This is a genomic window from Chryseobacterium sp. FP211-J200 (assembly GCF_001643375.1).
Taxonomy (GTDB): domain Bacteria; phylum Bacteroidota; class Bacteroidia; order Flavobacteriales; family Weeksellaceae; genus Epilithonimonas; species Epilithonimonas ginsengisoli.
In genome coordinates this window covers 1-23,291 of sequence record NZ_LSHB01000044.1, presented here as the reverse complement: position 1 = coordinate 23,291, position 23,291 = coordinate 1, and the positions used below count along the sequence as shown (strand labels likewise).

The window sequence follows — 23,291 nt, the reverse complement described above, 5'->3', positions numbered from 1 at the left end:
TCAAGCGTACAAAACGTTTTAATTATTGTTTGGTCTTGCTTTTGAATTTAACATAATATATTTTGATGTATATAAAGTTCTAATAATGAAGCAACCAGAAACATATATAAGAGATAAGCGCTCGCCCATTTCTACCAGCGAAACTGTTTCCAGGGTTATGAGTAAAAACAAGAGTAAGAATACCAAACCGGAACTCTTGCTAAGAAAAGCGCTTTGGAAAAATGGCGTGAGAGGCTACAGACTTCATCACAAAAAAGTGCCCGGAAAACCAGATATTTCTTTCATTTCGAAGAAAGTTGCCATTTTTGTGAACGGCTGTTTCTGGCACCGATGTCCGCATTGCCAATACAAATTACCAAAAAGCAACCGGGATTTTTGGAAAGATAAATTTGAGCAGAACATCACCAGAGACCTTAAAGCCAATGACAATTTGAGAGAAATGAATTGGAAAGTCTTGACAATTTGGGAATGTGAACTGAAAGATCAAGAGAAATTGGAGAAGAGTGTCGAGAAGATTAAAAATCTCGTCATGTGATTTTTTGATTGGATTCCTTTATCTCAAAATAGAAATCTTCACAAATTAATTTGATTTTTGCAAATTCTTCTGATTCGTCATTCCAACCATCGCATTCTGTTCTCTTTTTTTCACATTCATCGCACCAAGCTGAAAAATCATCGTCTTCGTCCAAGTCCATTCCTGGGAAAGTTTCAAATGCTTCCTCAAAACCATTGCTAGAATTAAGTTCTAAATGTTGGCAAATAAAAGCTGGTCTTTTAAAGCCGTGATAGCCACAATCTACTATTTTTTGTTTTAATTTTATAATTTCTTGATTGCCGTCTGGATTTAGTATTTCTGTTAATAACAGGTAATAATTTAACTTATCTCCATTGATTTTATAAACGCCAATTCCGTTGAGTACTTTTTGACTTATTGCCAGAAATTCCCAGCCATCGAACTCATCACTTGGAAAAGTTCCGGTTGTTAATTTTTCAAATTGATTTTCTTCTCCAAATTGCTTGATTTTTAAAGTCTCAATTTTACTTTTTACAACAAGAGAATTATTGAGCCAGCTCCACATCCAAGTTTTTTGACTTAAAGAAAAAGTTCCAATGGGGATATATTTGAAAAAAATTTCATCATCATCATTGTTGTATAATCGTAGTATCCCAGACTCATCATCATAAAACCAATTGGTATAAGAATCAATATCAAATTCTTCCTTGAATCTATTTTGAATTGGAATTACACGATTAAGTTCTGCTTTTGCAAATTCTTTATAATCAATCATCAAAAGTTATCTTTCAACTATTTATGAATCAATCTCATAATCTCCAACGCCACCTTCAAAGCCTCCGTTCCATCTTCCAAAGAAACCTGAACAGGCAAATCATTTTCTATTGCATTGGCAAAGCTTTCCAATTCATCAAGAATAGCGTTATTCGGCTGAATGTTAGGATATTCAAAAAGGATCTGGTTTTTTTCACCTTCCGCATTTTCGATGATCATATCAAAATCAGACGGATTTTCCGGCGCTGGTTTCATTCTGATGACCTCAGATTTTTTTTCCAAGAAATCAACAGAAACGTAAGCATCTTGCTGGAAAAACCTCGATTTTCTCATCGCTTTCATCGATATTCTTGACGTGGTCAGATTCGCAACACAACCATTTTCAAACTCAATTCTCGCATTGCAAATGTCCGGCGTTTTGCTCACAACCGAAACGCCACTTGCGTGGATCAATTTCACTTTCGACTTTACCAAACTCAACAAAATATCCAGATCGTGAATCATCAAATCCAAAACCACAGAAACATCCGTCCCTCTCGGATTGAATTCCGCAAGTCTGTGAATCTCGATGAACATTGGATTTTTAATATAATCTTTCGCACCAATGAACGCCGGATTGTATCTTTCAACGTGACCAACTTGCGCTTTGATTCCAAACTCGTTGCATTTTTGGAGAATTTCTTCCGCTTGTTCCAGCGTTTGCGTCACCGGTTTTTCAATGAAAAAATGAATGCCTTTTTCAATCGCTTTTATCGCATAATCGTAGTGGTAAAGCGTTGGTGTGACAATATCCAACATTCCGATTTCGTTCAAAAGTTCCTCCAAACTTTCAAAATATTTATAACCGAATTCCGCTTCCAGTTTTCGTCCGTTTTCTGCGTCTTTATCGTGGAAACCAACGAGTTCGTATTTCTCAGATTGATTCAACAATCGCAAATGGATTTTCCCCAAATGTCCCGCGCCCACAAGTCCGGCTTTTATCATAGCTTAATTTTCTTAAAGACGTAAATTTAAGAATTATCGCCAACCAACATAAAAAAAGACCCAGAATTTTTAAACTTTCTGAGTCTTGTCATTTCAAATATGATTTGGGCAGCTTTATCCGCCTTCCGTTCCCGCTTTTTTTGTCATTGCGAGCGACGTTCTTCGTTTAGTTGAACATTTCTATAATCGCAATGACAAAAAAGAGCTCCACTCAAGTCGGGCTGCGGGTTTCAGCGTAAAATTAGTTTTTCATAAAAACACATGATTGTCATTCTGAAAGAATTTCGACAGCTAAGTTTAGATTCTTTCAGAATTACAAATATTGTAGAAAATGATATTAAATGTCAGACTGAGCGGAGTCGAAGTCTCTTTCTTACAAAACAACACTTTTCCCCTTCTCAGAACTTTCCTTCGCTGCTTCAATCACTTTCATAGTGTGATAAGCCTGTTTCGCAGTTACGGGAACTTTTTTATCATTTACAATTGCATCATAAAGGTCATCACAAAAGTTAAGGTAATTTCCCTGGAAAGTCGGGAAGTGGACGACTCTGTCATTGTAAACCAAAAGTCCCGTTTTCTCTTCCGGTTCCGTTCCCCAATTTTCACGATTAGGAATTTTTCCCAGTTTCAATTCATCTTCCTGAACGTCGCCTCTGTGTTTTAGGAAACTTCCTTTTTTGCCGTGAAAAACATAAGCTGGCGTAGCTTCTTTCACGAAATAACTGGATTTTAATCTCACACGTTTGTCCGAATAATAAAGCAAAATATCAAAATAATCATCAATCTGCGTATTTTCTCTTGTCCTTCTAACATCGGCAAAAACTTTTTCAGGATAACCAAACAAAGTCAAAGCCTGGTCGATAATATGTGAACCCAAATCCATCAAAATACTTGCGCCAGGATTTCCGTTTTCTTTCCACGCTTTCGGACTCAATTCGGGATTGTATCTCTCAAAACGGATTTCAGCTTCCACAATTTCGCCAAGATAATCCTCATCCAAAACTTTTTTCACGGTCTTGAAATCGCTGTCATATCTTCGGTTTTGATAAACGCAGAGTTTCAGCTTTTTCTCTTTCGCAAGTTTATGCAATTCCTCAGCTTCCTCAGAAGTCGTTGTAAAAGCTTTCTCTACCAAAACATTTTTGCCAGCTTCCAAAACATTTTTCGTGAATTCAAAATGGGTGTCGATTGGTGTGTTCACAACAATCAATTCTGCATCGCTTTCCAAAACGGCTTCCAAAGAATCAAAGCTTGTGACTTTCGGATAATCTTGTTGGATTAATTTCTTGCTTCGTTCATAAGCGCCCAATAATTCATAACCTTCGTGAACTTCAAAAAACGGTGCGTGAAACAATTTCCCAGAACCGCCGTAAGCCAACAAAGCTGTTTTTATTTTTCTCATAAAATTTTACAATTAATTTGAAATCATTTCTGTCTTGCAAAGTCGCAATAAATTTAAAATAAAACCACAAAAGTCACAGAAGATTTAAATAAAATCTCGCAGATCAAGCTGATTTTGCAGATTCAATTTTTATAAATCTGCTCAATCTACTCAATCTGCGAGAAATTTATACTCGTATTTGTTATCGAACTTTAATATAGAAAAGGCTTCGAGAACCTCAGCCTGACATCGCTGAAAATAAACTGTTAGTGATAGATTTGTCAGTCTGAGCGGAGTCGAAGACCTGCAAACTTTCTCCAACTCTCAAACCCTCCAAGTCTCAAACCCAAACTATCCCATAATATGAAATCCACCATCCACGTGACGAATTTCGCCAGTAATTCTGGTCTCTTTTCGGAAAAGATGAACAATCTCGTGGGCCAGATCTTCCGGCAAAGCATTTCCAAGCGGACTAATTCTGTCTGCTCTTTCCACGTCTTCAACTTTTAATGTTGCGTTTCCGGCTTTGCTTCCCATATAAGGCGAAAATCTGATGGCATTCGCACGGATTCCGTATTCTTTTCCTAATTCATAGGCCATTTCTATCGTCAGTCTTTCAAGCGCCGCTTTTGCAATACTCATATTGATGTAAGGGAAAAACGAAACTTTTTCCGCCGCAATATAACTCAACGAAACAATCGATGAACCTCTTTGCAACACACCGTTGGATAACAAAGCGTGACACAACGAAATCAACGAAAATGCCGAAACATTCATCGTATCATTGAATTCCTCAGCCGTCACTTCCAACATTGGTTTTACAGATTTGTTTCGAATGGTTTTGTCCATTGCAATGGCGTGAAGAAATCCATTCAGTTGAATGTCTTTATTTTTCAAATCTTCGGCAAGGAATTTTAAACTTTCCGGAAGCGTCACATCCAAAGACGCGGTGTAGACATCATCGCCCAAAACCTTTTTACATGCTGATTCAAAATCTTCATAGTTTTTATTGAGAAATCCTGCTGCTTTTTCCGAAAGATTGTTGTGGAAAGGCGTCACGCCCAAACCTGTGCAAACGACTTTTCCGTTGTTTTCTAATATTTTCTCAGCGGTTTTCATCGCCAAAGAATTTTCATCCGCAATTCCTGTTATCAGGAAAGTTTGATTTTCTAACATATTGTTTTTCAATTAACAATTAATAATTAGCTTAAGCTTTGTAAAGCGCAGTTCCCCAAGTCCAACCCGAACCAACGGCTGCAAAAAGCAAGATGTTTCCAGGTTTCACTTTTCCGCTTTTGTAAGTTTCATCAAGGACAATTGGGATTGTTCCGCCGGAAGTGTTGGCATATTTGTCCATATTGGTCATCACTTTTTCGAAAGGAATATTGGTTTTTCTAGCCGTTTCCTGAAGAATTCTGATGCTTGGTTGATGTGGAATCACCCAATCTACGTTATCAGAAGTCATTTTGTTGGCTTCCAAAATTTCGTGAATTGTTTCTGGCAAAACTCTTGTTGCCGTTTCATAAACTTCTTTCCCGTTCATTTGGAAATAGTGAAGTTTTTGTTTTAAAGTTTCTTCTGAAGCGGGCATTTCTGAACCACCAGCCGGAATATTGAAATGGTATTTCCCAGTTCCGTCTGCGTGCAATTTGAAATCGAAAAAGCCTTTGTCTTCGGTGGTTGCAGATAATAAAATTGCGCCTGCGCCGTCTCCAAAGAAAACCGAATCTTTTCTTTCCCAATCTGTAATTGTCGAAAAAGTATCGGCGCCGATAACCAAAACATTCTTGTACATTCCGGTTTCTATGAACTGGCAACCAATCGCAATGCCGTAAAGTCCACCAGAACAAACTGCCGAAATATCAAATGCAACGGCTTGTGGCGCATTCATTTTTTCCTGAACAAAACAAGCTGTTGATGGTGCTTGGCGGTCAGGCGTTGAGGTTGCGACGATTATTAAGTCAATGTTTTCTGGTTTTACATCCGTGTTTTCCAACGCTTTTAGTCCGGCTTTGTAGGCCAAATCGCTGGTCACTTCGCCTTCCGCAATTCTTCGTTCTTTGATTCCCAGATTCTTGAAAATCCATTCGTCGGACGAACCTACTTTTTCGAAAAAGTCATTTTTTAAAATTTTTGGTGGAACGTATGAGCCAGTTCCTTTAATGTAAGCTCTTATTTTCTGCATAACATCCATTCGTTCATTCAATTAATTAAAATTTTATTTAAATATTTGGTAAAAAAACAATCAAATTTATAAAGTTTAATCTGATTGAAGGAGAAATTTTTAATAAATGTTGAAAATTATGATTCTTGTTTGGATTTTAAATTTATCCTTCGGAAATTGCAAGTTATAATACAAAGAACTAACAGCAATAATGAGAGATACTTACGTTCACAAAGGTAAAAGAAAACAATTAATGGATTATCTTCATCAGAAGATTGGAATCACTGACGGTTTTGTTTTGTCTGCAATGAACGAGGTTCCAAGGCATCTTTTCATAGAAAGTGTTTTCGAGGATTATGCTTACGAAGACCGCGCTTTCCCGATTTTGGCGAAGCAGACCATTTCTCATCCGTCCACCGTTGCGGAACAAACCGAATTGTTGGAAGTTGAGGAAGGCGAAAAAATCCTGGAGATTGGAACTGGTTGCGGTTATCAGACGGCGGTTCTTATCAAAATGAAAGCTTTGGTTTACACCGTTGAGCGTCAAAAAGACTTGTTTGATTTTTCTCATAAACTTTTCAAGGAATTGGATATGCGACCGAAGTTCCAGAGTTTTGGGGATGGATTTGCTGGTTTGCCAACGTTTGCGCCCTTCGATAAAGTGTTGGTGACTTGTGGTGCAGAAGTTTTGCCCACCGAATTATTGAAACAATTGAAAGTTGGTGGCAAAATGGTAATTCCACTGGGAAAAACCGATGAGCAGATTCTCTACCGATTTACAAAGATTTCGGATACACAGTTTGAGAAAGAGGAATTTGGGGTTTACAAATTTGTTCCGATGTTGCAAAATAAATCGCACTGATGAAAGTTTACAAAAGCAGAAGAGATTGGATTTATGGTTCTATATTTTTGGGAATCACTTTGCTTTTTGCTGTCATTTTGGTTTTGTCTTATTTTGATCTAGGCTTTTGGGATTGGATGTTGATGGTTTTTATTTTAGTTGGAATCGATTTGATCATATTAATCAACTTTTTCTTTATTAAAACTAAAATCAAAGATGAAGAACTGATTGTAAGCGTCATCTATAATGTGTTTAGAATTAATATTTTTAAAATCACGAAAATCAGAATTGGTGAAACGATGTGGAGCGGTTTTCATAAATGTGGAACTGCAACGGGAGGTCTCATCATTTTTTCAAAAAATAAAAACGACCTTTACATCACGCCGCAAAATCAGGATGAATTTTTGAAGGAATTGCTGAAAGTGAATAGTCATATCATTATTGAAGATGTCAGAAAATAGTTGATGGTTGTTGGTTGAAAGTGGATGGAAATTGACATTTAAAAGACAAACGTTCAACTTTGCGAAGCTGCAGCCCGACTTGAGCGGAAATCCTTTTTTGCTTCTTCTCAGTTTCTATTGAACTGGAAAATTTCTGCAAAAAAGATTGGGAGCGGAAGGCGGAAAAGCTGCCCAAATAAAATTTAATTATAATCATTAATCAATTATCATTCATCATTTATGAACACAAGAGAGGAAAAAATGGAGGCTTTTGGAAGGCTTCTCGACATCATGGATGATTTGCGGGAAAAATGCCCGTGGGACAGGAAGCAGACCTTGGAAAGTTTGCGCCATCTGACGCTTGAGGAAACTTACGAATTGTCTGACGCGATTCTGAATAATGACCTTTTGGAAATCAAGAAAGAGATTGGCGATGTGCTTCTGCATTTGGTTTTCTATGCGAAAATCGGGTCGGAGAAAGAGAGTTTTGATATGGCTGATGTCATCAATTCTTTGAATGAGAAATTGATTTTCCGTCATCCACATATTTACGGCGATGCCGTGGCGGAAGATGAAGAAGCGGTGAAGCAGAATTGGGAAAAACTGAAATTGAAGGAAGGGAACAAGTCCGTTCTGGAAGGTGTTCCGAAGAGTTTGCCACCGATTATCAAAGCTTACAGAATTCAGGATAAAGTGAAGGGAATCGGTTTTGAGTTTGATTCTGCGGAAGATGCGTGGGCAAAAGTGGAAGAGGAGCTGGAGGAATTTCACGCAGAAACTGAGGCTGACAAAAAAGAACAGGAATTGGGCGATGTGTTTTTTTCTTTGATTAATTATGCGAGAATTTCGGGCTTGAATGCAGACACAGCCTTGGAAAGAACGAACTCCAAATTCATTTCCAGATTTCAGAAAATGGAAGATATTGCGAGGTCGAAAGATTTGATTCTGTCTGATCTTAACTTAGAAAAGATGGATGAACTTTGGGAAGAGGCAAAGACTTTTGAAAAATAAATTTCAAGATTGCATATAATTTGTATATTTGATTCAATTAAAAATTTAAAACACATCAAACTATGAAAGGTAAAGGTTGTATCGCTGTCATCGTCATTGTTGCTATTATTGCAATTATTGGATTTTGGGCAGTCGGAATTAGAAATGGATTTGTAGGTCAGGAGCAGACCGTGAATGCCAAATGGTCAAACGTGGAAACAGTTTATCAGAAAAGAGCGAACTTGATTCCGAATCTTGAAAGAACAGTAAAATCCTACGCAAAATTTGAAACCGAAACGTTGACGAAAGTGGTTGAAGCGAGATCAAAAGCGACTTCTATCAACATCGATCCTACAAATATGACCGAAGCTGATATGGCGAAATTCCAGGCAGCTCAAGGTGAATTGAGTGGTTCACTGAGCAGATTGATGGCGGTTGTAGAAAGCTATCCAAACCTGAAAGCTGACCAACAGTATATCAACTTCCAAAGAGAATATACAGCGATTGAGAACAGTATCCGTTCTGAAACGGTTTATTACAACGATGCTGCGAAAGAGTATAATACGAACATCAAAACGTTTCCAAATAACGTGATCGCCAACTTCTCAAACTTCAAAGAAAAACCATATTTCAAAGCGGAAGCAGGCGCACAAAATGCACCTAGTGTTTTCTCAGAATAATGAATCACTTTCTTACAAATACAGAGATGGCTTCCCTTGTGGAAGCCATCAAAATAGCTGAGGATCACTCGTCAGGAGAGATTCGTGTGCATATAGATTCTACTGCAGAAGATAACTTTGCCGCGAAAGCTTTTGGCATTTTCAAATCTTTGGATATGCATTTGACCAAGGAAAGAAATGCCGTTTTGTTCTACGTGAATTTTGAACAGCATTATCTCACGATCATTGGAGACGAAGGTATTCACAAGAAAGTAAAACAATCTTTCTGGGATACAATTCACGATGAGATCACGGCTCAATTTGTAAAAGAAAATTATTATCAAGGTCTCAAAGATGCCATTCTGAAAACGGGCTTTGAACTTAAAAAATATTTCCCTGTAATTGGGGAAAATATCAATGAACTACCCAATGATATCAGCTTCTCTTAAACGGTATATTTTCTCAGTATTCCTGGTCTTTGGTTTGTTTATCAATGCTCAGCTTGTGCCGGAAAAACCAGCGGTGCTTTATCCTGTTTATGATAAGGCCAATCTGCTTTCGGAAAGTGAAAAGGATGCACTGAATCAAAAACTGATCAAATTTTCAGATTCCACTTCTACAGAAATCGAGGTCATCATTCTTCCAACAACTAATGGCGAAGATGTGAATTATCTCGCAACAATGTACGGTGAGAAATGGGGAATAGGACAAAAAGGTGTTGATAATGGCGTTGTCTTTCTGATTGCTACGGAAGACCATACAATGTCAATCCAGCAAGGACGGGCGGTTGAACAATACTTGACAGCTTCAGTGGCGGGACAGATATTGGATTATCTCGTAACACCAAGTTTCAAAAAAGGCGAATGGTACAATGGGATAGACCAAGGAACTTCTGCGATAATGGAGGCGGTTCAGGGGAAATTCAAACCCATCGTCAAGAAGCAGAATAAGGATGGTGGAATCAGTATTGGTTCTCTTGTTTTGATCGTCATTGTTATCATCATCTTGTTAAGTATCATCAACAAAAATAATGGGGGAAACAACGATGACGATGATTACACGCTTTCCAGAAAAGGAAGCCGAAGATACGGTGGCGGATTCTTCCCATTCCCAGGTAGTTTCGGCGGCGGTGGATTTGGTGGTGGTAGTAGTGGTGGCAGTAGTGGCGGCGGTTTCGGTGGCTTTGGCGGTGGCGGAAGTTTCGGCGGCGGCGGTGCTTCTGGTGGTTGGTAACAAACCTTAATATCAAAAACAAAAAAATCAGAATCTTAATTAGGGTTCTGATTTTTTTTGTTAGATATAAGATTTTTATTTCTTTGATTTTATTTATTATGAATATTTATTAATATTTTAATCTTGATTTTTGTTTGAATTTTCATTATATTTACGAAAATCGCAGTTTCTCTTGAAAAAAACACTGGTTCTATTTGCGCATCCTTACTTCGAACATTCTACAACCAATATTAGATTGTTGAAGTGTTATGAGAATATGCCAAATGTCACTTTCCGAGACCTGTACGAGGATTATCCCGATTTTCATATTCAGGCTTTTCGCGAGCGGAAGAGGATTGTCGACTTTGAAAGGATCATTTTCCATTTCCCGATCATCTGGTTCGGATTGCCACCATTGCTTAAGCTTTGGATCGATGAGGTTTTTGATATGCGATGGATCTCGGAAGGCCAGCTTAATATACTATCAGGAAAAGATGCATTGATCATCACCAGTGTTGGCGGAAGCGAAGGCAATTATTCCAAAGAAGGAAAATACAAGACTGATGCGGAAAGTCTCCTCATCGGTTTGCAGGTTTCTTTGGACATCAACAATATAGAACTGAAACATACACATATCATTTATAACGCAGATAATTTGGATGAGAAACAATTGGATGTTTCTTGTGAAGAATTATCAAAGATCCTAAAAATAGAATGACAGAAAATTCAATTGCAATGACAATCCTTATTTTCTTGGGCGTTGCCATCATCACGGTGCCGCTGGGGAAAAAACTGGGTTTGAGTTCCGTGATTGGATATCTTCTCGGCGGAATTTTGATCGGTCCTTTTTGTTTACAATTGACGGGAAGAGACGCGGCAGATATTATGCACGCATCAGAATTGGGTGTGATCATGCTGTTGTTTCTGGTCGGTTTAGAATTGGAACCGCAAAAACTCTGGCAGATCAGAAAACGTATTCTTGGACTTGGTTTGAGCCAAATGCTTCTGAGTATTGTTGGGATTTTCATCGTGTTTTATGTCGCTGGATTTGGGCTTCAAAAATCATTTATCATTTCGCTTTGTTTCGCCATGTCATCTACGGCAATCGTGCTACAGACTTTGAAGGAGAAGAATCTTTTCCGAACGGTGAGCGGCGAATCCTCATTTTCAATCTTACTTTTTCAGGATATTGCGGTCATTCCGATTTTGGCATTGTTACCATTTCTATCAAGGTCACAAAAAGCTGTTGCGCAAGCAGACCACGAAAAAATATTGCTGCATTATATTCCCGAATGGTTGCAGCCTTTTACCGTAATTGGAGCAGTTTTGATCCTGATCTTGTTGGGAAGGTACATCTTCATTCCATTCCTCAGATTTGTTTCCAGGTCTGGCCTCAATGAGCTTTTGACCGCTGCTTCATTGTTCCTCGTGATTGGCGTTTCAGAATTGATGATCTCGATTGGATTAAGTCCTGCTTTAGGCGCGTTCATCGCCGGAGTCATGTTGGCAAACAGCGAGTTTCGTCATGAGCTGGAAAGTAACATTGATCCATTCAAAGGTTTGTTGTTGGCGGTATTTTTTGTGAGTGTTGGTGCGACGATCAACTTTGATATCATCGCTTCAAAACCAGTTTTCATTTTTTCAGCGGCCTTCATTGTTTTAGCGATCAAAGCAACAGTACTATTTGGCATCGGAAAATATTATAAAATGAACAATGAGCAGAGTTTCTTCCTCGCTTTTGCCTTGTCACAGGTAGGTGAATTTGCTTTTGTTTTGATTAATTTCTCTGCCAGTCTATTTTTAATTGATTATCAAGCCAACTCAGAATTGATGGCGATTGTAGCGATCACGATGTGCATCTCGCCTTTGCTTTTGATCTTCAAGGAAAAAGTTCTCGATAAGCGTTTTATCAAAGAGAAATCTGAAGAAAATGTAGAACTCGGGATCATCAAACAACGTAAAATTATCATCGTCGGATTCGGATATTTTGGAAGTACAGTTGGAAGATTGTTGAAAGCCAACGGCATCCGTTCCACAGTTTTGGACAATGATCCAGATCGCGTCGCACTGCTGCGTTCCAACGGTTTCAACGTGTACTACGGCGACGCCACGAAACCCGCGTTGTTACGTTCTGCCGGAATAGAAGAGGCTGAGTTACTCGTTATTTGCCTGGATGATCCTGAAAAAAACAAATTCCTCGTCGATTACGTCAAAGAAAATTATCCAGATATCAAAATTTTCGTCAGAGCAAAAAACCGTCTCGACGCGTACGAATTCCTCAATAAAAAAGTCGATAATATTTACCGCGAAACCCTAGGAACTGCCGTAGATATGGCCGTTGACATCCTCAAAGAAAACGGAATGCGAAAGTACACCGCCAGAAGAATGGGCAAGCGTTTCATGATCATCGATAAAGCCATGACCAGACGACTTGCCAAAGAAAAAGACGAGAATATGGTCACTTTTACACTCAGAGAAACCTTGGAACGCGAGGCGCAACTATTGGCGCTCGACAGCATCTCCTTCGAAGAAAACCATTGGAGCGGCGATGAGGACGAGGATAAATAATTATTTTATTTTTTTAAAGTTGATATTAGTGAGAATGATTTGGGCAGCTTTTGACATTCGTCGAATAGCTAGTTTTTATTTTTTTATGGCAGCTATTTCCGTCTTCCACTCCCGCTATTTTTGCCTTTGCTTTTCCAGCCACAAAAAATGAGCTCCGTTCAAGCCGGGCTGCGGATTCAGCATAAAATTACATTGGTCTCCAAATTCACGAAAATCTTTAAATAGTAAATCGATTAATTCCGAGATCATTACTTTAAAAAACCAGGTCGATTATTCCCTCACTTTTCATTACTTTTATTCCCCAATTAATTTTTATTCTATGAAAAAAATAAAAACATCATTGCTTGTCGCATTTTTAGCGTTCAATACAGGTAATATGATGATCAGTGCCCAACAGAAAAAGACCACGGCAACCACAGAAAAAGCTATGAACAACAATCCATTTCTTAAAAAAAGTACCTTACAATATCAAGCGCCGGAATTTGACAAGATCAAAGACGAACATTTCAAACCCGCTTTTGAATTTGGTTTGAAAGAACAATTGGCCAACATCGATAAAATTGTCAACGACAAAGCGGCTCCAACATTCGAGAATACTGTTTTGGCTTTGGAAAACAGCGGACCAACTTTGGGAAGGGCAACCATTATTTTTTACAATTTGACGAGCTCCAATACCAATGATGCGCTTCAAAAATTAGAAGAGGAATTCGCTCCGATCTTTGCCTCGCACGCGGACAAGATTTCATTGAATGAAAAATTATATCAAAAATTAAAAGCCGTAAAAACCGATAAGCTTGATGCGGAAAGCAAAAGACTCACCGAGTTTTATCTTACCAATTTCGAATTGGCCGGCGCAAATCTGTCAGCAGAGAACAAAGAAAAACTAAAAGAGATCAACCAACAATTGGCAACTTTAGCAACACAATTCAGCAACAAATTGTTGGAAGCCAGAAAGAACGGCGCCGTTTTGATTTCCGATGTCAAAGAATTAGACGGGCTTTCCGCCGACGACATCGCTGCAGCTTCGGAAGACGCAGAGAAAGCAGGACAAAAGGGAAAATACCTTTTAGCTTTACAAAATACAACACAGCAGCCACTTCTTCAAAATCTTAAAAACAGAGCCACCAGAGAAAAACTTTACAAAGCATCTTGGACAAGAGCCGAAAAAGGCGATGCCAATGATACGAGAGAAACTGTTGAAAAATTAGCTAAACTAAGATTGCAAAAAGCGCAACTCTTCGGAAAGAAAAACTTCGCTGAATGGAGCTTGCAAGACCAAATGGCAAAAACGCCGGAAGCTGCAATGGGACTTCTAGCGCAATTGGCAAAACCAGCTGTAGAAACCGCAAATCGTGAAGCTGCAGAAATCCAGGAAGTAATTGATGCACAAAAAGGTGGCTTCAAAGTGGAACCTTGGGACTGGAATTTCTATTCTGAGCAAGTGAGAAAAGCAAAATATGACCTGGATGATAACGAGATCAAACCTTACTTCGAGGTAACAACTGCTTTGGAAAAAGGTGTTTTCTACGCCGCTGAGAAATTCTACGGCATCACTTTCAAAGTGAGAAAAGACCTTCCGGTTTATCATCCAGATGTGGTGGCTTATGAGGTTTTCGACAGAGACGGGAAATCTTTGGCGCTTTATTATTTGGATTTCTACACCAGAAGCAATAAAAGTGGCGGTGCGTGGATGAACAACTTCGTTCAGCAGTCCCATTCATTAGGTCAGAAACCGGTGATTGTAAATGTTTACAATTTCCAAAAACCTGCGCCAGGAAAACCATCTTTGATTTCTTACGATGATGTGGAAACGTTGTTCCATGAGTTTGGTCATACTTTACACGGCCTATTCGCTGATCAAAAATATGCCTCGATTTCGGGAGCCAACACACCGAGAGATTTTGTGGAGTTCCCATCTCAGATTAATGAGCATTTTGCTTTGGAACCGGAGATCCTGAAAAATTATGCTTTGCATTATCAAACCAAACAGCCGATGCCACAAGCATTGATTGATAAGATCAAAAAAGCATCCAACTTCAACCAAGGTTACGCAACGACAGAATTGGTTGCGGCTGCAACTTTGGATATGAATTGGCACACGGTAACTTCGGACAGTCAGCTGATCCCAGTTTTGGACTTCGAAAAACAAGCTTTAAGCAAATATGGATTGTTGGTTCAGCAAGTTCCGCCAAGATACCACACGCCTTATTTCGCACACATTTGGGGCGGCGGCTATTCGGCGGGCTATTATGCTTACTTGTGGTCAGAAACTTTGGATTCCGATGCTTGGGAATGGATCAAAGCCAATGGCGGAATCACGAGAGAAAACGGCGACCGTTTCAGAAAATATATTCTTTCTGTTGGTAATAGCGTTGACTTGAACAAAGCTTTTGAAGGTTTCACAGGTCACAAGGCTGATATCAAACCATTGTTAAGAAGTAGAGGTTTTATCAAGTAAAAATAAAATCCATCTATAAAGAACGTTTCCAATTTTGGGGACGTTCTTTTTGTTTTAAATTCTGGAATATTTTTGATTAACTTCGTTTAAAATTAGTAAAAAATCATTTTTAAAAAACATCTACTACCATATTCTCCTGATCCTTTTGTTGTTGCTAATTCCGATCTTGTCATCGCCGGAGTTGGATAGCAACCTTAGTTTGTTGAAGTCTTCAGGATTTCTCAGGGATTTTTCGAGATACTTTTTATTGATCGTCTTTTTCTATATCAACCTCGGTTTTCTTTTGCCAAAATTATATGATAAGAGACGGTTGCTTCTGTATTGGGCAGGCGTTTTTGTTTCCTATGTTTGGATTTCGACTTTGCCTTTTTTGATGTTTCCAAATCAGCACAGAAATGATGATGAATTTGATTTCTTTCAAAACAAGATCTCCAAAACAGCAGGTCAAAGTAATCAGAATGAACTTCGGGATTTGCCGCCACCGCCACCAAATGATCTCGATTTTATACCTGAAAATGGAAGGGATTTTACAAATCAAAAATCACCTTCGGATATGCAAGGTTCCGAGGGAAGACAAGTCGGTCCGCCTCCGCCAATGTTGCGACAGAATAATTTCTTTGTCCGCAATTATGTTATGGGAATTCTTCCTTTCCTACTCTCGTTTTTCAGTTCTTTCTTTTTGCATCAATCCATTAAGAAAAAGGAAATGGAACGTGCGAAGGCAAAAGCCGATCTCCTAAATCTAAGATATCAGCTTCAACCCCATTTTTTGTTCAATACACTTAATTCGATTTACTCATTGATTTTGATTAAATCTGACGATGCTTCGGAAGGGATTTTGAAATTATCAAATGTGATGCGCTACATCGTAGAAGAAAGTGAAAATGACTTTGTATTGTTGTCAAAAGAGTTATTTTACATTAAGGATTACATCGCGTTGCAGTTGATGAGAACAGACGAAAGTCTCGACTTTGATTATAAAGAAAACGGCGTGACAAATGATGTGAAAATCGTCCCTATGATCCTCCTCAATTATATCGAAAATGCTTTCAAATATGGTGTGAATGCAGAAGAGAATTCGAAGATCTCTATCGAGGTCAATGTGAAAGATGAAACATTGAACTTCAAAGTCTTTAATAATATAGTCAATCATTCTGCCGCAGACGAATCGACCAAAGTTGGGATGAAGAATACGACCGAACGTCTGGAAAAACTATATCCAGGAAAATATACTTTGAACGTAGAAGAGATTTCCGGAACTTATTCTGTTGAACTTAATTTAGATCTAAGCGCTTAGTTATGATAAAAGCAATTGCCATAGACGACGAGATATTGGCTCTCAAGATCATCGAAACTTTCGCTTCGAAAATCGATGACATCAGTCTGGAAAAGACTTTCCATAAACAGAGCGATGCCGAAAAGTATCTGCGGAAATTCCCGGTCGACCTGATCTTTTTGGACATCCAGATGCCGAACAAAAATGGGTTGGATTTTTATAAAAGTCTTTCTCAGGACATCAAAGTCATCTTCACCACCGCTTTTTCGGAATATGCGGTTGACGCTTTTGATGTGAACGCCGTAGATTACTTGGTAAAACCTTTTTCGTTCGATAGATTTCAAAAAGCAATAGACAAGATCAGACAAAAGTCGAATTCTGAATTACAGATCCAGCATCTCCTGATACGTGCCGATTACAAACTGCATAAGATAGAATTTGAAGATATAAAACTGATCGAAGGCCTGGACGATTATATCCAGATCCATCTAAAAAATGCTTCCAAGATCACCGCAAGGTCATCCATGAAGAACATCATGTCGAAACTTCCTGAGAAGAAGTTCATCCGCGTTCACCGATCTTATATTCTCCCGATAAAGGCTATCAAAGGGATTGTGAACAAGAATATTCACTTGGAAGATTTCATCATTCCCGTTGGCGAGACTTACAAGGAAGATCTGAAGAAGATCATTGGATATTATTAAGATATCTTTAAGGTTTAGCCAAAAAATCGACACATTTACATCGTTTCCCTCAAAAATTTCTTCTTCTTTCCCGGTCGCCCTACTTTTGTCCTGTAAAACTTAAATGTTCAAAAGATGAGGATGGTGAGTAGGAAAGACTTCCTGAAAAGTCTAGGATTAGCAGGTGTAACTGTTGTTGCAACACCGTTTATTTTACGTTGCAGCAGCAAAAATGATGATGAAGAGAATGCAGCGATCAATAATTCTGTTTCCACAGAATGTGCGGTGACGAATTCTGAAACGGAAGGTCCTTTCCCCACCAAATCCCCATCGACTCTTGTTCAAAACAATATTGTTGGCGACAGGACAGGTATTCCTTTTGAAATTGATCTAACGATTCAAAACGTAAAGGCCAATTGTGCTGCGTTGCAAGGCGTGGTCGTAGATATATGGCATTGTGACAAAGACGGCAACTATTCCGAATATGGCGGTGGCGGTATGCAGGCGACGAATTACACCAATTATCATTTTCTACGAGGCAGACAGACGACGGATGAAAACGGCAAAGTAAGTTACGCATCCATTTTCCTTGGTTGGTACAATGGGCGGGCAACACATATTCACGTTCATATCTACAACAATGTGGGAACGTCACTTCTCATCACGCAGATCGCTTTTCCGGAAGGGTCGGGGAGTGCGGTGGAACTGGTGAACGCGAGTCCTGGCTATCGCGGCATGAGCGGCTATACTTACAATGCCAATGATAATGTCTTCAGTGATTGGACAGCAAATGAGATGAGCACGGTCAGCGGAAGTGTGGGTGAAGGATTTAAGCTTCAGCATACCATCAAAGTGAATGCGTAAGTTATTTAGTATTAGTAAAATATTATAATATCTTTTTAAAATTTAACATCTATGATTGCACGACTCTCGTAGATGTAGGTGTCCATAATAATTTTCATAAGTTTATTTTTTTTCCGGAATCCTGACATGTTGTAGGTTTAAGTTGTTGATAGGGTTCCGGAATTTTTTTAATTATCATCAATCAAGTATTTCCAAATAAAATATGCTGGTTCAGACACCTTCAAAGATATTACGATCGGATCACAGGTTTTGGGATCTTGCCCCAAGTGCTGCCATTGCAGATGTTTACAAAAATGAGAGAACTGTAAGCAGCACGGACCATACATTGTATGAAGTTTTAGAGTTTGTGATTTATAGAGATTCTCAAAACCTTGTCGATCTGAAAGCAGACCAGAAAGTGATCTTTATACCCATTTACGGAAAGGTCAGGATCCACGGTTTCAATAAAGTGATAGAAGCTGGAGAGGTAGTGATCTTCGAAGCTGCCGAGCCACAAAGTGTGACCATCAAGAATGTCCTTGATAATGAGGATGCGGATGTTCTCGTGATCAAATTCCATAAAAAGATAACGGAGAATTCTTACCGGATCAATCATCTGGACCTGGAAATCAGAAACAAACTGAACTTCATCGATACAGGTTTCAGTTTTCCTGGATTCATAGGGGTTTTCGATGGGAGAGAGGAAGGGCGTTATATCCTCAGGGAGCAAAGTCATGGGATCTTCGGGATGGTGATCAATGGCGCTTTTGAGTTCCAAAACAGATTGCTGGAAAACCGGGATGCCGTCCTGATAACGGATATCGAGGAACTGGAATTCGAAGCGTTGAGTGAAAATGCCATCATCCTTTTCTTTGAGGTCCCTGAATAGTATTTAAAATTGTTGTTATTATTAAATTTTCATTTTTCGATTTATTTACCCAAAATCCCGGTCAAATTTTGATCGGGATTTTTACTTTGTTAAGTCTTCATCCAGATCAAAAAGTGACCTTCTGCAAATCCCATGGATAGGACGTTTAGAATGGTACCTCAAAAGGTCAAGTTGTTTTCATGAAAACAACTTGACCTTTTGATCAAAACAACTTGATGTTTTTAGGAGAACATCAAGTTGTTTTTTGGAAAATACTTTTTTGAAATGTCTTATTCGCCAATTTGAAGTTGCGTGCTGATCGCAATTCTGTTCCATGCATTAATGGTCACGATGGCCATGATGATCTCGGCGACCTGTTTCTCAGAAAAGAACTTCAAAGCTTTTTGATATGTCTCATCGCTCAAGCCATGTTGGGAGATCTGTGTGACCTCTTCTGTCATTTTCAGAGCCACTCTTTCTTCTTCTGTGAAGTGGCTTTCTGCCTCGTGCCAGGCACTTAGGATGAATAGCCTCTCAGCACTTTCGCCATATTTGATGGCATCTTTGGTGTGCATCGCCAGACAGTACGCACAGTTGTTGATCTGTGATGCGCGGATCTTGATCAGTTCTTTCAAAGTTTTAGAGATCTCTGTGTTGGCAAGATACGCTTCCAATCCTAGCATGGCTTTGTAAGCGTGTGGTTCTGTGGTGTTGATGTTGATACGTTTGTCCATTGTTTTGATGTTTTAATTTGATAGGACAAAGTTGAGGAATCGAAACTGCGAAAAACTTAAACTGGTTTAAGAAAGAAAATGATTAGAATGATTCGGATGATGATCTCTCGCAGATTGATTGGGCAAATGTTGCAGATAAACTCGGGTATAGATTTAAGAGACAATTTTCTTCCTCAGTTCACTCAAATATTCTGGTGTGAAACCAAGAAAGGATGCGATGAGGTATTGCGGAACACGCTGGACAAAGTCTGGATATTTCTTGAGTAGATTGAGATAGAACTCTTCTTTGGAGAACGAGAAAATATATTTCACCCTCCGTTGATTGGCCGCAAAAGCTCTTTGGTAAACGATCCGGAAGTACTTCTCCATCACCGGTAATTCTTCCAACAGTTTTTCCTGAGCGTCATTGGAAATGACCAGTACTTCCGACTTCTCTACCGCCTGAATAGAAAAATCTGAAGGCGATTTGTGCTCGAAGGAAAAATTGTCGGTCATCCACCAGCTTTCCAAGGCAAAGTCTGTGGTCTGTTCGGTTCCTTTTTCATTAATGAAAAACTTGCGTAAAAGACCTTTCAGAACGAAGTAATTGTGCCTGCAGACCTGTCCTTCTTCCAAGAGGTCTTCTTTGTTTGCAAAGGTCTTGACCTCGAAATAAGAGAATATCTTTTCGAAATCGTCATCGTTGATTTTGATGAATTTTTCTAAATGGTTTCGGAAGATCTGGGACATTAAATGTTATATTAAAATTAGAAAGGAATTTACATTAGCGCATCCAGTCGATCGTACCGATCAGCCAGCCACAAAAACATTCTCTACTGGCCATCAAACAAGCAATGTAAATAATAAAAATAACAAACGGAATCAGAAAAGGAACATTGATCAAAGCGATTTTATACTCTTTTCTGCTAAGTCTCAACAATAGATCTATTAGAAAACCCCCAAATAAAATGATCAGAATAAAGGCAAGTAAGACGACAATTCCCAAACCCGCGTCTGTCGGATGTTCTTTTTTTCTGTTGGCTTCGAAAGCGATTTCAGCATAAAAATACAAAACCAGCAGAGGAATCGCAACGATCAACAAGCGCGACAAAAAGGCTTTCCAGGGTTTCATTTTTTTTAGTGGTTTTGCAAGGATGGACTTTACATTCTAGCCAATATCTCTTTCTTTTTAGCCTCGTAATCTTCGGCGGAAATCAGGTCATTATCCAGATAGGCCTTTAGTTTCATCAGCGTTTCCATTGGATCCTCAGTTGGGATTTCTTTTTTAGGTTCTTCTTTTTGCTCAGGTTGTGTATTGACTGTGATTCCGCCAGAAGTCGCACGCTTGTCTTCCAATTCTTTCTGTCTTCGGAATTCTATCATTTCTTCCTCTTTGGCCTGTGCGTATTGGTATAATTTTCTCGCTTGGGATTTTGGGATATAATCAATCGTTTCCACAAATCCGCTGACCGCTGTCATCTTGAAAGTAGAACCCAGAATCGCTTCACTGATGTGACTTTCGCCCACATCTTTCCAAAGATAATCCTGAAAATCTGTCACCAAACCAAATGACTTGGAACGGAAAAAGATGATTCTTTTGTTGGTAAGAACAATAGAATCCGGCGAAATATTAATTGCCGGTTTATTCTGAACCGCGATGTACTCAATGGTTTCACCATTGGTCAAAAGGTCTGTTACTTTTTCTATGATTTTTTCAACGGATTTTGGGTCTTGCTCTTCGTTGAGGTATTTTTTGAGGTTGTTGATCATTGTATAACTTTTGTGATTGAGGTTTTTATTTAATGTGAAATTACAAAAACAAACGGAATATCATCAATAAAAAACTGCATCAGAATATCCAATGCAGTTTATATTTTACCTTAAAGTTCAAATCTTAGCTTTCCAGCTGAGTTCCCAAGAATTCCCATTCCTGCAACGTCAAATCTAATTCTTCTTTGATTTTGTTGTAAGTTTCCAAAGTCTCCTCAGAAGGATTTTCTTTAGTAAAAGAACTTTCAAATTCCTCGATTTTCAATTCAAGTTCAGAGATCTTTTCTTCTACTTTTTTGATCTTGTTTTGGATGTTCTTTTGTTCTTTACTTACGATGATATTAGATTCTTTAGCTGGCTCCTGAACCTTCACTTTAACTTCCGGAATTGCTTCTTCCTGATGCAGTTTTGCTTTCTCAGCAGAGATCTCACGGATGCTTTCTTTTTGTCTGTATTCCAAATATTCATTGATGTCGCCAAGGAATTCCTTCATGCTTCCATCACGGAATTCGAAGATCTTGTCTGATAAACCTTGTAAAAATTCACGGTCGTGAGAAATGACGATCAAGGTGCCTTCAAACTTCTGAAGTGCCAACTTGATGATCTCCTTAGATTGGATATCCAAGTGATTCGTAGGCTCATCCATGATCAACGTGTTGAAAGGACGAAGCAACAATTTACAAAGTGCCAGACGGTTTCTCTCACCTCCGGAAAGGACTTTCGTTTTCTTGGTCACATCTTCACCTTGGAAAAGGAAAGATCCCAAAAGATCCCGAACTCTCGGTCTTGTTTCCTCGGTTGCAGAATCTTCCGCTTCCTGAAGAACGGCTTTATCCGGCGTCAAAACTTCTTCCTGATTCTGAGCGAAATAACCAATGTTCACATTGTGACCAAGATTCCAGCTTCCTGAAAAGTCAGTGATGTCTCCCGCAAGGATTTTTGCCAAAGTTGTTTTACCTTGTCCATTTTGTCCAAGCAAAGCAATTCTAGCACCTCTTTCTACGATGAAATCAACTTTATCGAAGATCTGTTTTTTGCCGTAAGCTTTCCCAAGATTTTGTGCTTCGAAAATCACTTTTCCAGGTTGAACACTCGGTTGGAATCGGATATTGAATTTGGAAACGTCATCATTCTCAACTTCGATGCGTTCCAGTTTGTCAAGTTTTTTGATCAAAGACTGCGCAAAAGAGGCTTTGGAAGCACTTGCACGGAATTTGTTGATCAATTCCTCGGTATGTTTTACTTCTGCATCCTGGTTTTTCTTCGCCTGGATGAGTTTTTCTTTTCTGTCTTTTCTTAGTTCAAGATATTTGGAATAGTTGGCTTTGTAATCGTCAACCTTTCTGTTATTAACATCAAAAGTCCGGTTACAAGTGGAAGTCATAAACTGCTTGTCGTGACTTACGAGTAACATCGATCCCTGATAATCTTTCAAGAAATCCTCTAGCCAAATGATAGATTCCATATCCAAGTGATTGGTAGGCTCATCCAGAAGCATTAAATCGTTTTGCTGAAGAAGCAATTTTGCCAATTCGATTCTCATTCTCCAACCGCCGGAAAATTCGTCGGTTATCTTTTGGAAATCGTCCGCTTTGAAACCTAGTCCAAATAGAATTTTCTCCACATCACCTTCCAAATTGTAAGCATCGAAATTCATCAAAAGATCATTTAGATCGGTCATTCTGTTGATGAGATCCGTGTAAGCATCACTTTCGTAATCGGTTCTGGTTGCCAATTGGTGGTTGACTTCTTCCAATTCGTCTTTCAAAGCATTGATCTGCTCAAAAGCCTGCATGGTCTCGTCCCAAACTGTTCTTCCTTTTACGAAATCAAGATCCTGTTTTAGGAAACCGATTGTGATCTTACCTTCAGTGATCACATTACCTTCGTAGAAATTGATCTCTCCGGAAAGTATTTTGAGAAGCGTGGATTTTCCAGCTCCGTTTTTTCCGACCAATCCGATCTTGTCCCCTTTTTTGATGGTAAAATTGGTGTCTTTGAAAAGATAATTTCCTGCGTGATGTAAGCCTAATCCCTGAACCGAAAGCATTGTATTCTATATTTTATTTGAATTTGCAAAAGTAGTGAAATATGATGGAAGATGGAAGCTGGATGTGGGAAGTTTATATTTACTTAACTCGTAGTGCATTATT

Annotated in this window: 24 protein-coding genes; 14 read left to right on the top strand and 10 right to left on the bottom strand. The window is 38.9% G+C overall.

The features are described from left to right. Positions 1–85 precede the first annotated feature (85 nt). Entirely contained in the window at positions 86–535 is a 450-nt protein-coding gene (locus AXA65_RS13360; protein WP_063970593.1) for a very short patch repair endonuclease, read from the top strand. Here the strand turns inward: AXA65_RS13360 and AXA65_RS13355 are convergent. From AXA65_RS13355 to AXA65_RS13335, 5 genes are all read right to left on the bottom strand, one after another. Next, positions 528–1,289: a DUF6882 domain-containing protein gene (locus AXA65_RS13355; RefSeq protein ID WP_063970592.1), complete on the bottom strand. Its 762-nt coding sequence runs from the start codon at positions 1,287–1,289 to the stop codon at positions 528–530. The genes AXA65_RS13360 and AXA65_RS13355 overlap by 8 nt on opposite strands. Positions 1,290–1,306: 17 nt before the next feature. Next, a complete protein-coding gene (locus AXA65_RS13350) occupies positions 1,307–2,272 on the bottom strand; it encodes a Gfo/Idh/MocA family protein (protein WP_063970591.1) in 966 nt (321 codons plus the stop codon). A 373-nt stretch (positions 2,273–2,645) separates the two neighbouring features. Beyond that, positions 2,646–3,674 carry a Gfo/Idh/MocA family oxidoreductase gene (locus tag AXA65_RS13345; RefSeq protein WP_063970590.1) on the bottom strand — a complete coding sequence of 343 codons (1,029 nt, stop codon included), beginning with the start codon at positions 3,672–3,674 and terminating at the stop codon, positions 2,646–2,648. Positions 3,675–4,004: 330 nt separating this feature from the next. Then, positions 4,005–4,829: an SDR family oxidoreductase gene (locus AXA65_RS13340; protein WP_063970589.1), complete on the bottom strand. Its 825-nt coding sequence runs from the start codon at positions 4,827–4,829 to the stop codon at positions 4,005–4,007. Between the two features lie 31 nt (positions 4,830–4,860). Further along, positions 4,861–5,838 carry a 3-oxoacyl-ACP synthase III family protein gene (locus AXA65_RS13335; RefSeq protein ID WP_063970633.1) on the bottom strand — a complete coding sequence of 326 codons (978 nt, stop codon included), beginning with the start codon at positions 5,836–5,838 and terminating at the stop codon, positions 4,861–4,863. Positions 5,839–6,028: 190 nt separating this feature from the next. On the opposite strand from AXA65_RS13335, the gene AXA65_RS13330 reads away from it, so the two are divergent. The 13 genes from AXA65_RS13330 (at position 6,029) to AXA65_RS13270 (ending at position 18,676) form a co-directional block, all read left to right on the top strand. Continuing rightward, on the top strand, positions 6,029–6,679 hold the full coding sequence (locus AXA65_RS13330) for a protein-L-isoaspartate(D-aspartate) O-methyltransferase (protein ID WP_063970588.1): 651 nt from the start codon (positions 6,029–6,031) through the stop codon (positions 6,677–6,679). Next, positions 6,679–7,119, top strand: coding sequence for a PH domain-containing protein (locus tag AXA65_RS13325; protein ID WP_063970587.1), 441 nt, complete (start codon positions 6,679–6,681; stop codon positions 7,117–7,119). The genes AXA65_RS13330 and AXA65_RS13325 overlap by 1 nt, the downstream gene beginning before the upstream one ends. Before the next feature lie 219 nt (positions 7,120–7,338). Continuing rightward, entirely contained in the window at positions 7,339–8,109 is a 771-nt protein-coding gene (gene mazG, locus AXA65_RS13320; protein WP_063970586.1) for a nucleoside triphosphate pyrophosphohydrolase, read from the top strand. 62 nt (positions 8,110–8,171) lie between these two features. Next, the gene (locus AXA65_RS13315) at positions 8,172–8,768 is read left to right on the top strand and encodes a LemA family protein (protein ID WP_063970585.1); all 597 of its coding nucleotides are present in this window, start codon (positions 8,172–8,174) and stop codon (positions 8,766–8,768) included. Further along, positions 8,765–9,196, top strand: coding sequence for a TPM domain-containing protein (locus tag AXA65_RS13310; RefSeq protein WP_063970584.1), 432 nt, complete (start codon positions 8,765–8,767; stop codon positions 9,194–9,196). Before AXA65_RS13315 ends, AXA65_RS13310 begins: the two co-directional genes overlap by 4 nt. Further along, positions 9,177–9,980 (top strand): TPM domain-containing protein, encoded by an 804-nt coding sequence (locus tag AXA65_RS13305; RefSeq protein ID WP_063970583.1) that lies wholly within the window; start codon positions 9,177–9,179, stop codon positions 9,978–9,980. Before AXA65_RS13310 ends, AXA65_RS13305 begins: the two co-directional genes overlap by 20 nt. Before the next feature lie 172 nt (positions 9,981–10,152). Continuing rightward, positions 10,153–10,677: an NAD(P)H-dependent oxidoreductase gene (locus AXA65_RS13300; protein ID WP_063970582.1), complete on the top strand. Its 525-nt coding sequence runs from the start codon at positions 10,153–10,155 to the stop codon at positions 10,675–10,677. Then, positions 10,674–12,527, top strand: coding sequence for a cation:proton antiporter (locus AXA65_RS13295; RefSeq protein WP_063970581.1), 1,854 nt, complete (start codon positions 10,674–10,676; stop codon positions 12,525–12,527). The genes AXA65_RS13300 and AXA65_RS13295 overlap by 4 nt, the downstream gene beginning before the upstream one ends. Before the next feature lie 376 nt (positions 12,528–12,903). Further along, a complete protein-coding gene (locus AXA65_RS13290; RefSeq protein ID WP_228391683.1) occupies positions 12,904–14,985 on the top strand; it encodes a M3 family metallopeptidase in 2,082 nt (693 codons plus the stop codon). A 283-nt stretch (positions 14,986–15,268) separates the two neighbouring features. After that, complete coding sequence (locus AXA65_RS13285) at positions 15,269–16,282, top strand: sensor histidine kinase (protein WP_131797821.1); 1,014 nt, start codon at positions 15,269–15,271, stop codon at positions 16,280–16,282. Positions 16,283–16,284: 2 nt separating this feature from the next. Then, positions 16,285–16,965, top strand: coding sequence for a LytR/AlgR family response regulator transcription factor (locus AXA65_RS13280; RefSeq protein WP_063970578.1), 681 nt, complete (start codon positions 16,285–16,287; stop codon positions 16,963–16,965). A gap of 120 nt (positions 16,966–17,085) precedes the next feature. Next, entirely contained in the window at positions 17,086–17,808 is a 723-nt protein-coding gene (locus AXA65_RS13275; RefSeq protein ID WP_228391681.1) for an intradiol ring-cleavage dioxygenase, read from the top strand. A 202-nt stretch (positions 17,809–18,010) separates the two neighbouring features. Further along, the gene (locus AXA65_RS13270) at positions 18,011–18,676 is read left to right on the top strand and encodes a hypothetical protein (RefSeq protein ID WP_063970577.1); all 666 of its coding nucleotides are present in this window, start codon (positions 18,011–18,013) and stop codon (positions 18,674–18,676) included. Between the two features lie 269 nt (positions 18,677–18,945). Here the strand turns inward: AXA65_RS13270 and AXA65_RS13265 are convergent, their stop codons facing one another. The 5 genes from AXA65_RS13265 to AXA65_RS13245 form a co-directional block, all read right to left on the bottom strand. Next, on the bottom strand, positions 18,946–19,389 hold the full coding sequence (locus AXA65_RS13265) for a carboxymuconolactone decarboxylase family protein (RefSeq protein WP_063970576.1): 444 nt from the start codon (positions 19,387–19,389) through the stop codon (positions 18,946–18,948). Between the two features lie 153 nt (positions 19,390–19,542). Continuing rightward, positions 19,543–20,118, bottom strand: a complete 576-nt coding sequence (locus AXA65_RS13260) for a Crp/Fnr family transcriptional regulator (RefSeq protein ID WP_063970575.1) — start codon at positions 20,116–20,118, stop codon at positions 19,543–19,545. Between the two features lie 34 nt (positions 20,119–20,152). Next, on the bottom strand, positions 20,153–20,500 hold the full coding sequence (locus AXA65_RS13255) for a hypothetical protein (protein ID WP_063970574.1): 348 nt from the start codon (positions 20,498–20,500) through the stop codon (positions 20,153–20,155). 29 nt (positions 20,501–20,529) lie between these two features. Continuing rightward, the gene (locus AXA65_RS13250; RefSeq protein WP_086048203.1) at positions 20,530–21,138 is read right to left on the bottom strand and encodes a PH domain-containing protein; all 609 of its coding nucleotides are present in this window, start codon (positions 21,136–21,138) and stop codon (positions 20,530–20,532) included. A 124-nt stretch (positions 21,139–21,262) separates the two neighbouring features. Then, entirely contained in the window at positions 21,263–23,188 is a 1,926-nt protein-coding gene (locus tag AXA65_RS13245) for an ABC-F family ATP-binding cassette domain-containing protein (protein ID WP_063970573.1), read from the bottom strand. Positions 23,189–23,291: the final 103 nt, after the last annotated feature.

Coding starts and splice junctions, on each gene's coding strand:
- AXA65_RS13265 (WP_063970576.1), bottom strand. CDS start 19,389: ATGGACAAACGTATCAACATCAACACCACAGAACCACACGCTTACAAA.
- AXA65_RS13335 (WP_063970633.1), bottom strand. CDS start 5,838: ATGCAGAAAATAAGAGCTTACATTAAAGGAACTGGCTCATACGTTCCA.
- AXA65_RS13260 (WP_063970575.1), bottom strand. CDS start 20,118: ATGTCCCAGATCTTCCGAAACCATTTAGAAAAATTCATCAAAATCAAC.
- AXA65_RS13250 (WP_086048203.1), bottom strand. CDS start 21,138: ATGATCAACAACCTCAAAAAATACCTCAACGAAGAGCAAGACCCAAAA.
- AXA65_RS13330 (WP_063970588.1), top strand. CDS start 6,029: ATGAGAGATACTTACGTTCACAAAGGTAAAAGAAAACAATTAATGGAT.
- AXA65_RS13355 (WP_063970592.1), bottom strand. CDS start 1,289: ATGATTGATTATAAAGAATTTGCAAAAGCAGAACTTAATCGTGTAATT.
- AXA65_RS13275 (WP_228391681.1), top strand. CDS start 17,086: ATGGTGAGTAGGAAAGACTTCCTGAAAAGTCTAGGATTAGCAGGTGTA.
- AXA65_RS13340 (WP_063970589.1), bottom strand. CDS start 4,829: ATGTTAGAAAATCAAACTTTCCTGATAACAGGAATTGCGGATGAAAAT.
- AXA65_RS13325 (WP_063970587.1), top strand. CDS start 6,679: ATGAAAGTTTACAAAAGCAGAAGAGATTGGATTTATGGTTCTATATTT.
- mazG (WP_063970586.1), top strand. CDS start 7,339: ATGAACACAAGAGAGGAAAAAATGGAGGCTTTTGGAAGGCTTCTCGAC.
- AXA65_RS13255 (WP_063970574.1), bottom strand. CDS start 20,500: ATGAAACCCTGGAAAGCCTTTTTGTCGCGCTTGTTGATCGTTGCGATT.
- AXA65_RS13290 (WP_228391683.1), top strand. CDS start 12,904: ATGATGATCAGTGCCCAACAGAAAAAGACCACGGCAACCACAGAAAAA.
- AXA65_RS13280 (WP_063970578.1), top strand. CDS start 16,285: ATGATAAAAGCAATTGCCATAGACGACGAGATATTGGCTCTCAAGATC.
- AXA65_RS13245 (WP_063970573.1), bottom strand. CDS start 23,188: ATGCTTTCGGTTCAGGGATTAGGCTTACATCACGCAGGAAATTATCTT.
- AXA65_RS13295 (WP_063970581.1), top strand. CDS start 10,674: ATGACAGAAAATTCAATTGCAATGACAATCCTTATTTTCTTGGGCGTT.
- AXA65_RS13270 (WP_063970577.1), top strand. CDS start 18,011: ATGCTGGTTCAGACACCTTCAAAGATATTACGATCGGATCACAGGTTT.
- AXA65_RS13305 (WP_063970583.1), top strand. CDS start 9,177: ATGATATCAGCTTCTCTTAAACGGTATATTTTCTCAGTATTCCTGGTC.
- AXA65_RS13345 (WP_063970590.1), bottom strand. CDS start 3,674: ATGAGAAAAATAAAAACAGCTTTGTTGGCTTACGGCGGTTCTGGGAAA.
- AXA65_RS13360 (WP_063970593.1), top strand. CDS start 86: ATGAAGCAACCAGAAACATATATAAGAGATAAGCGCTCGCCCATTTCT.
- AXA65_RS13315 (WP_063970585.1), top strand. CDS start 8,172: ATGAAAGGTAAAGGTTGTATCGCTGTCATCGTCATTGTTGCTATTATT.
- AXA65_RS13350 (WP_063970591.1), bottom strand. CDS start 2,272: ATGATAAAAGCCGGACTTGTGGGCGCGGGACATTTGGGGAAAATCCAT.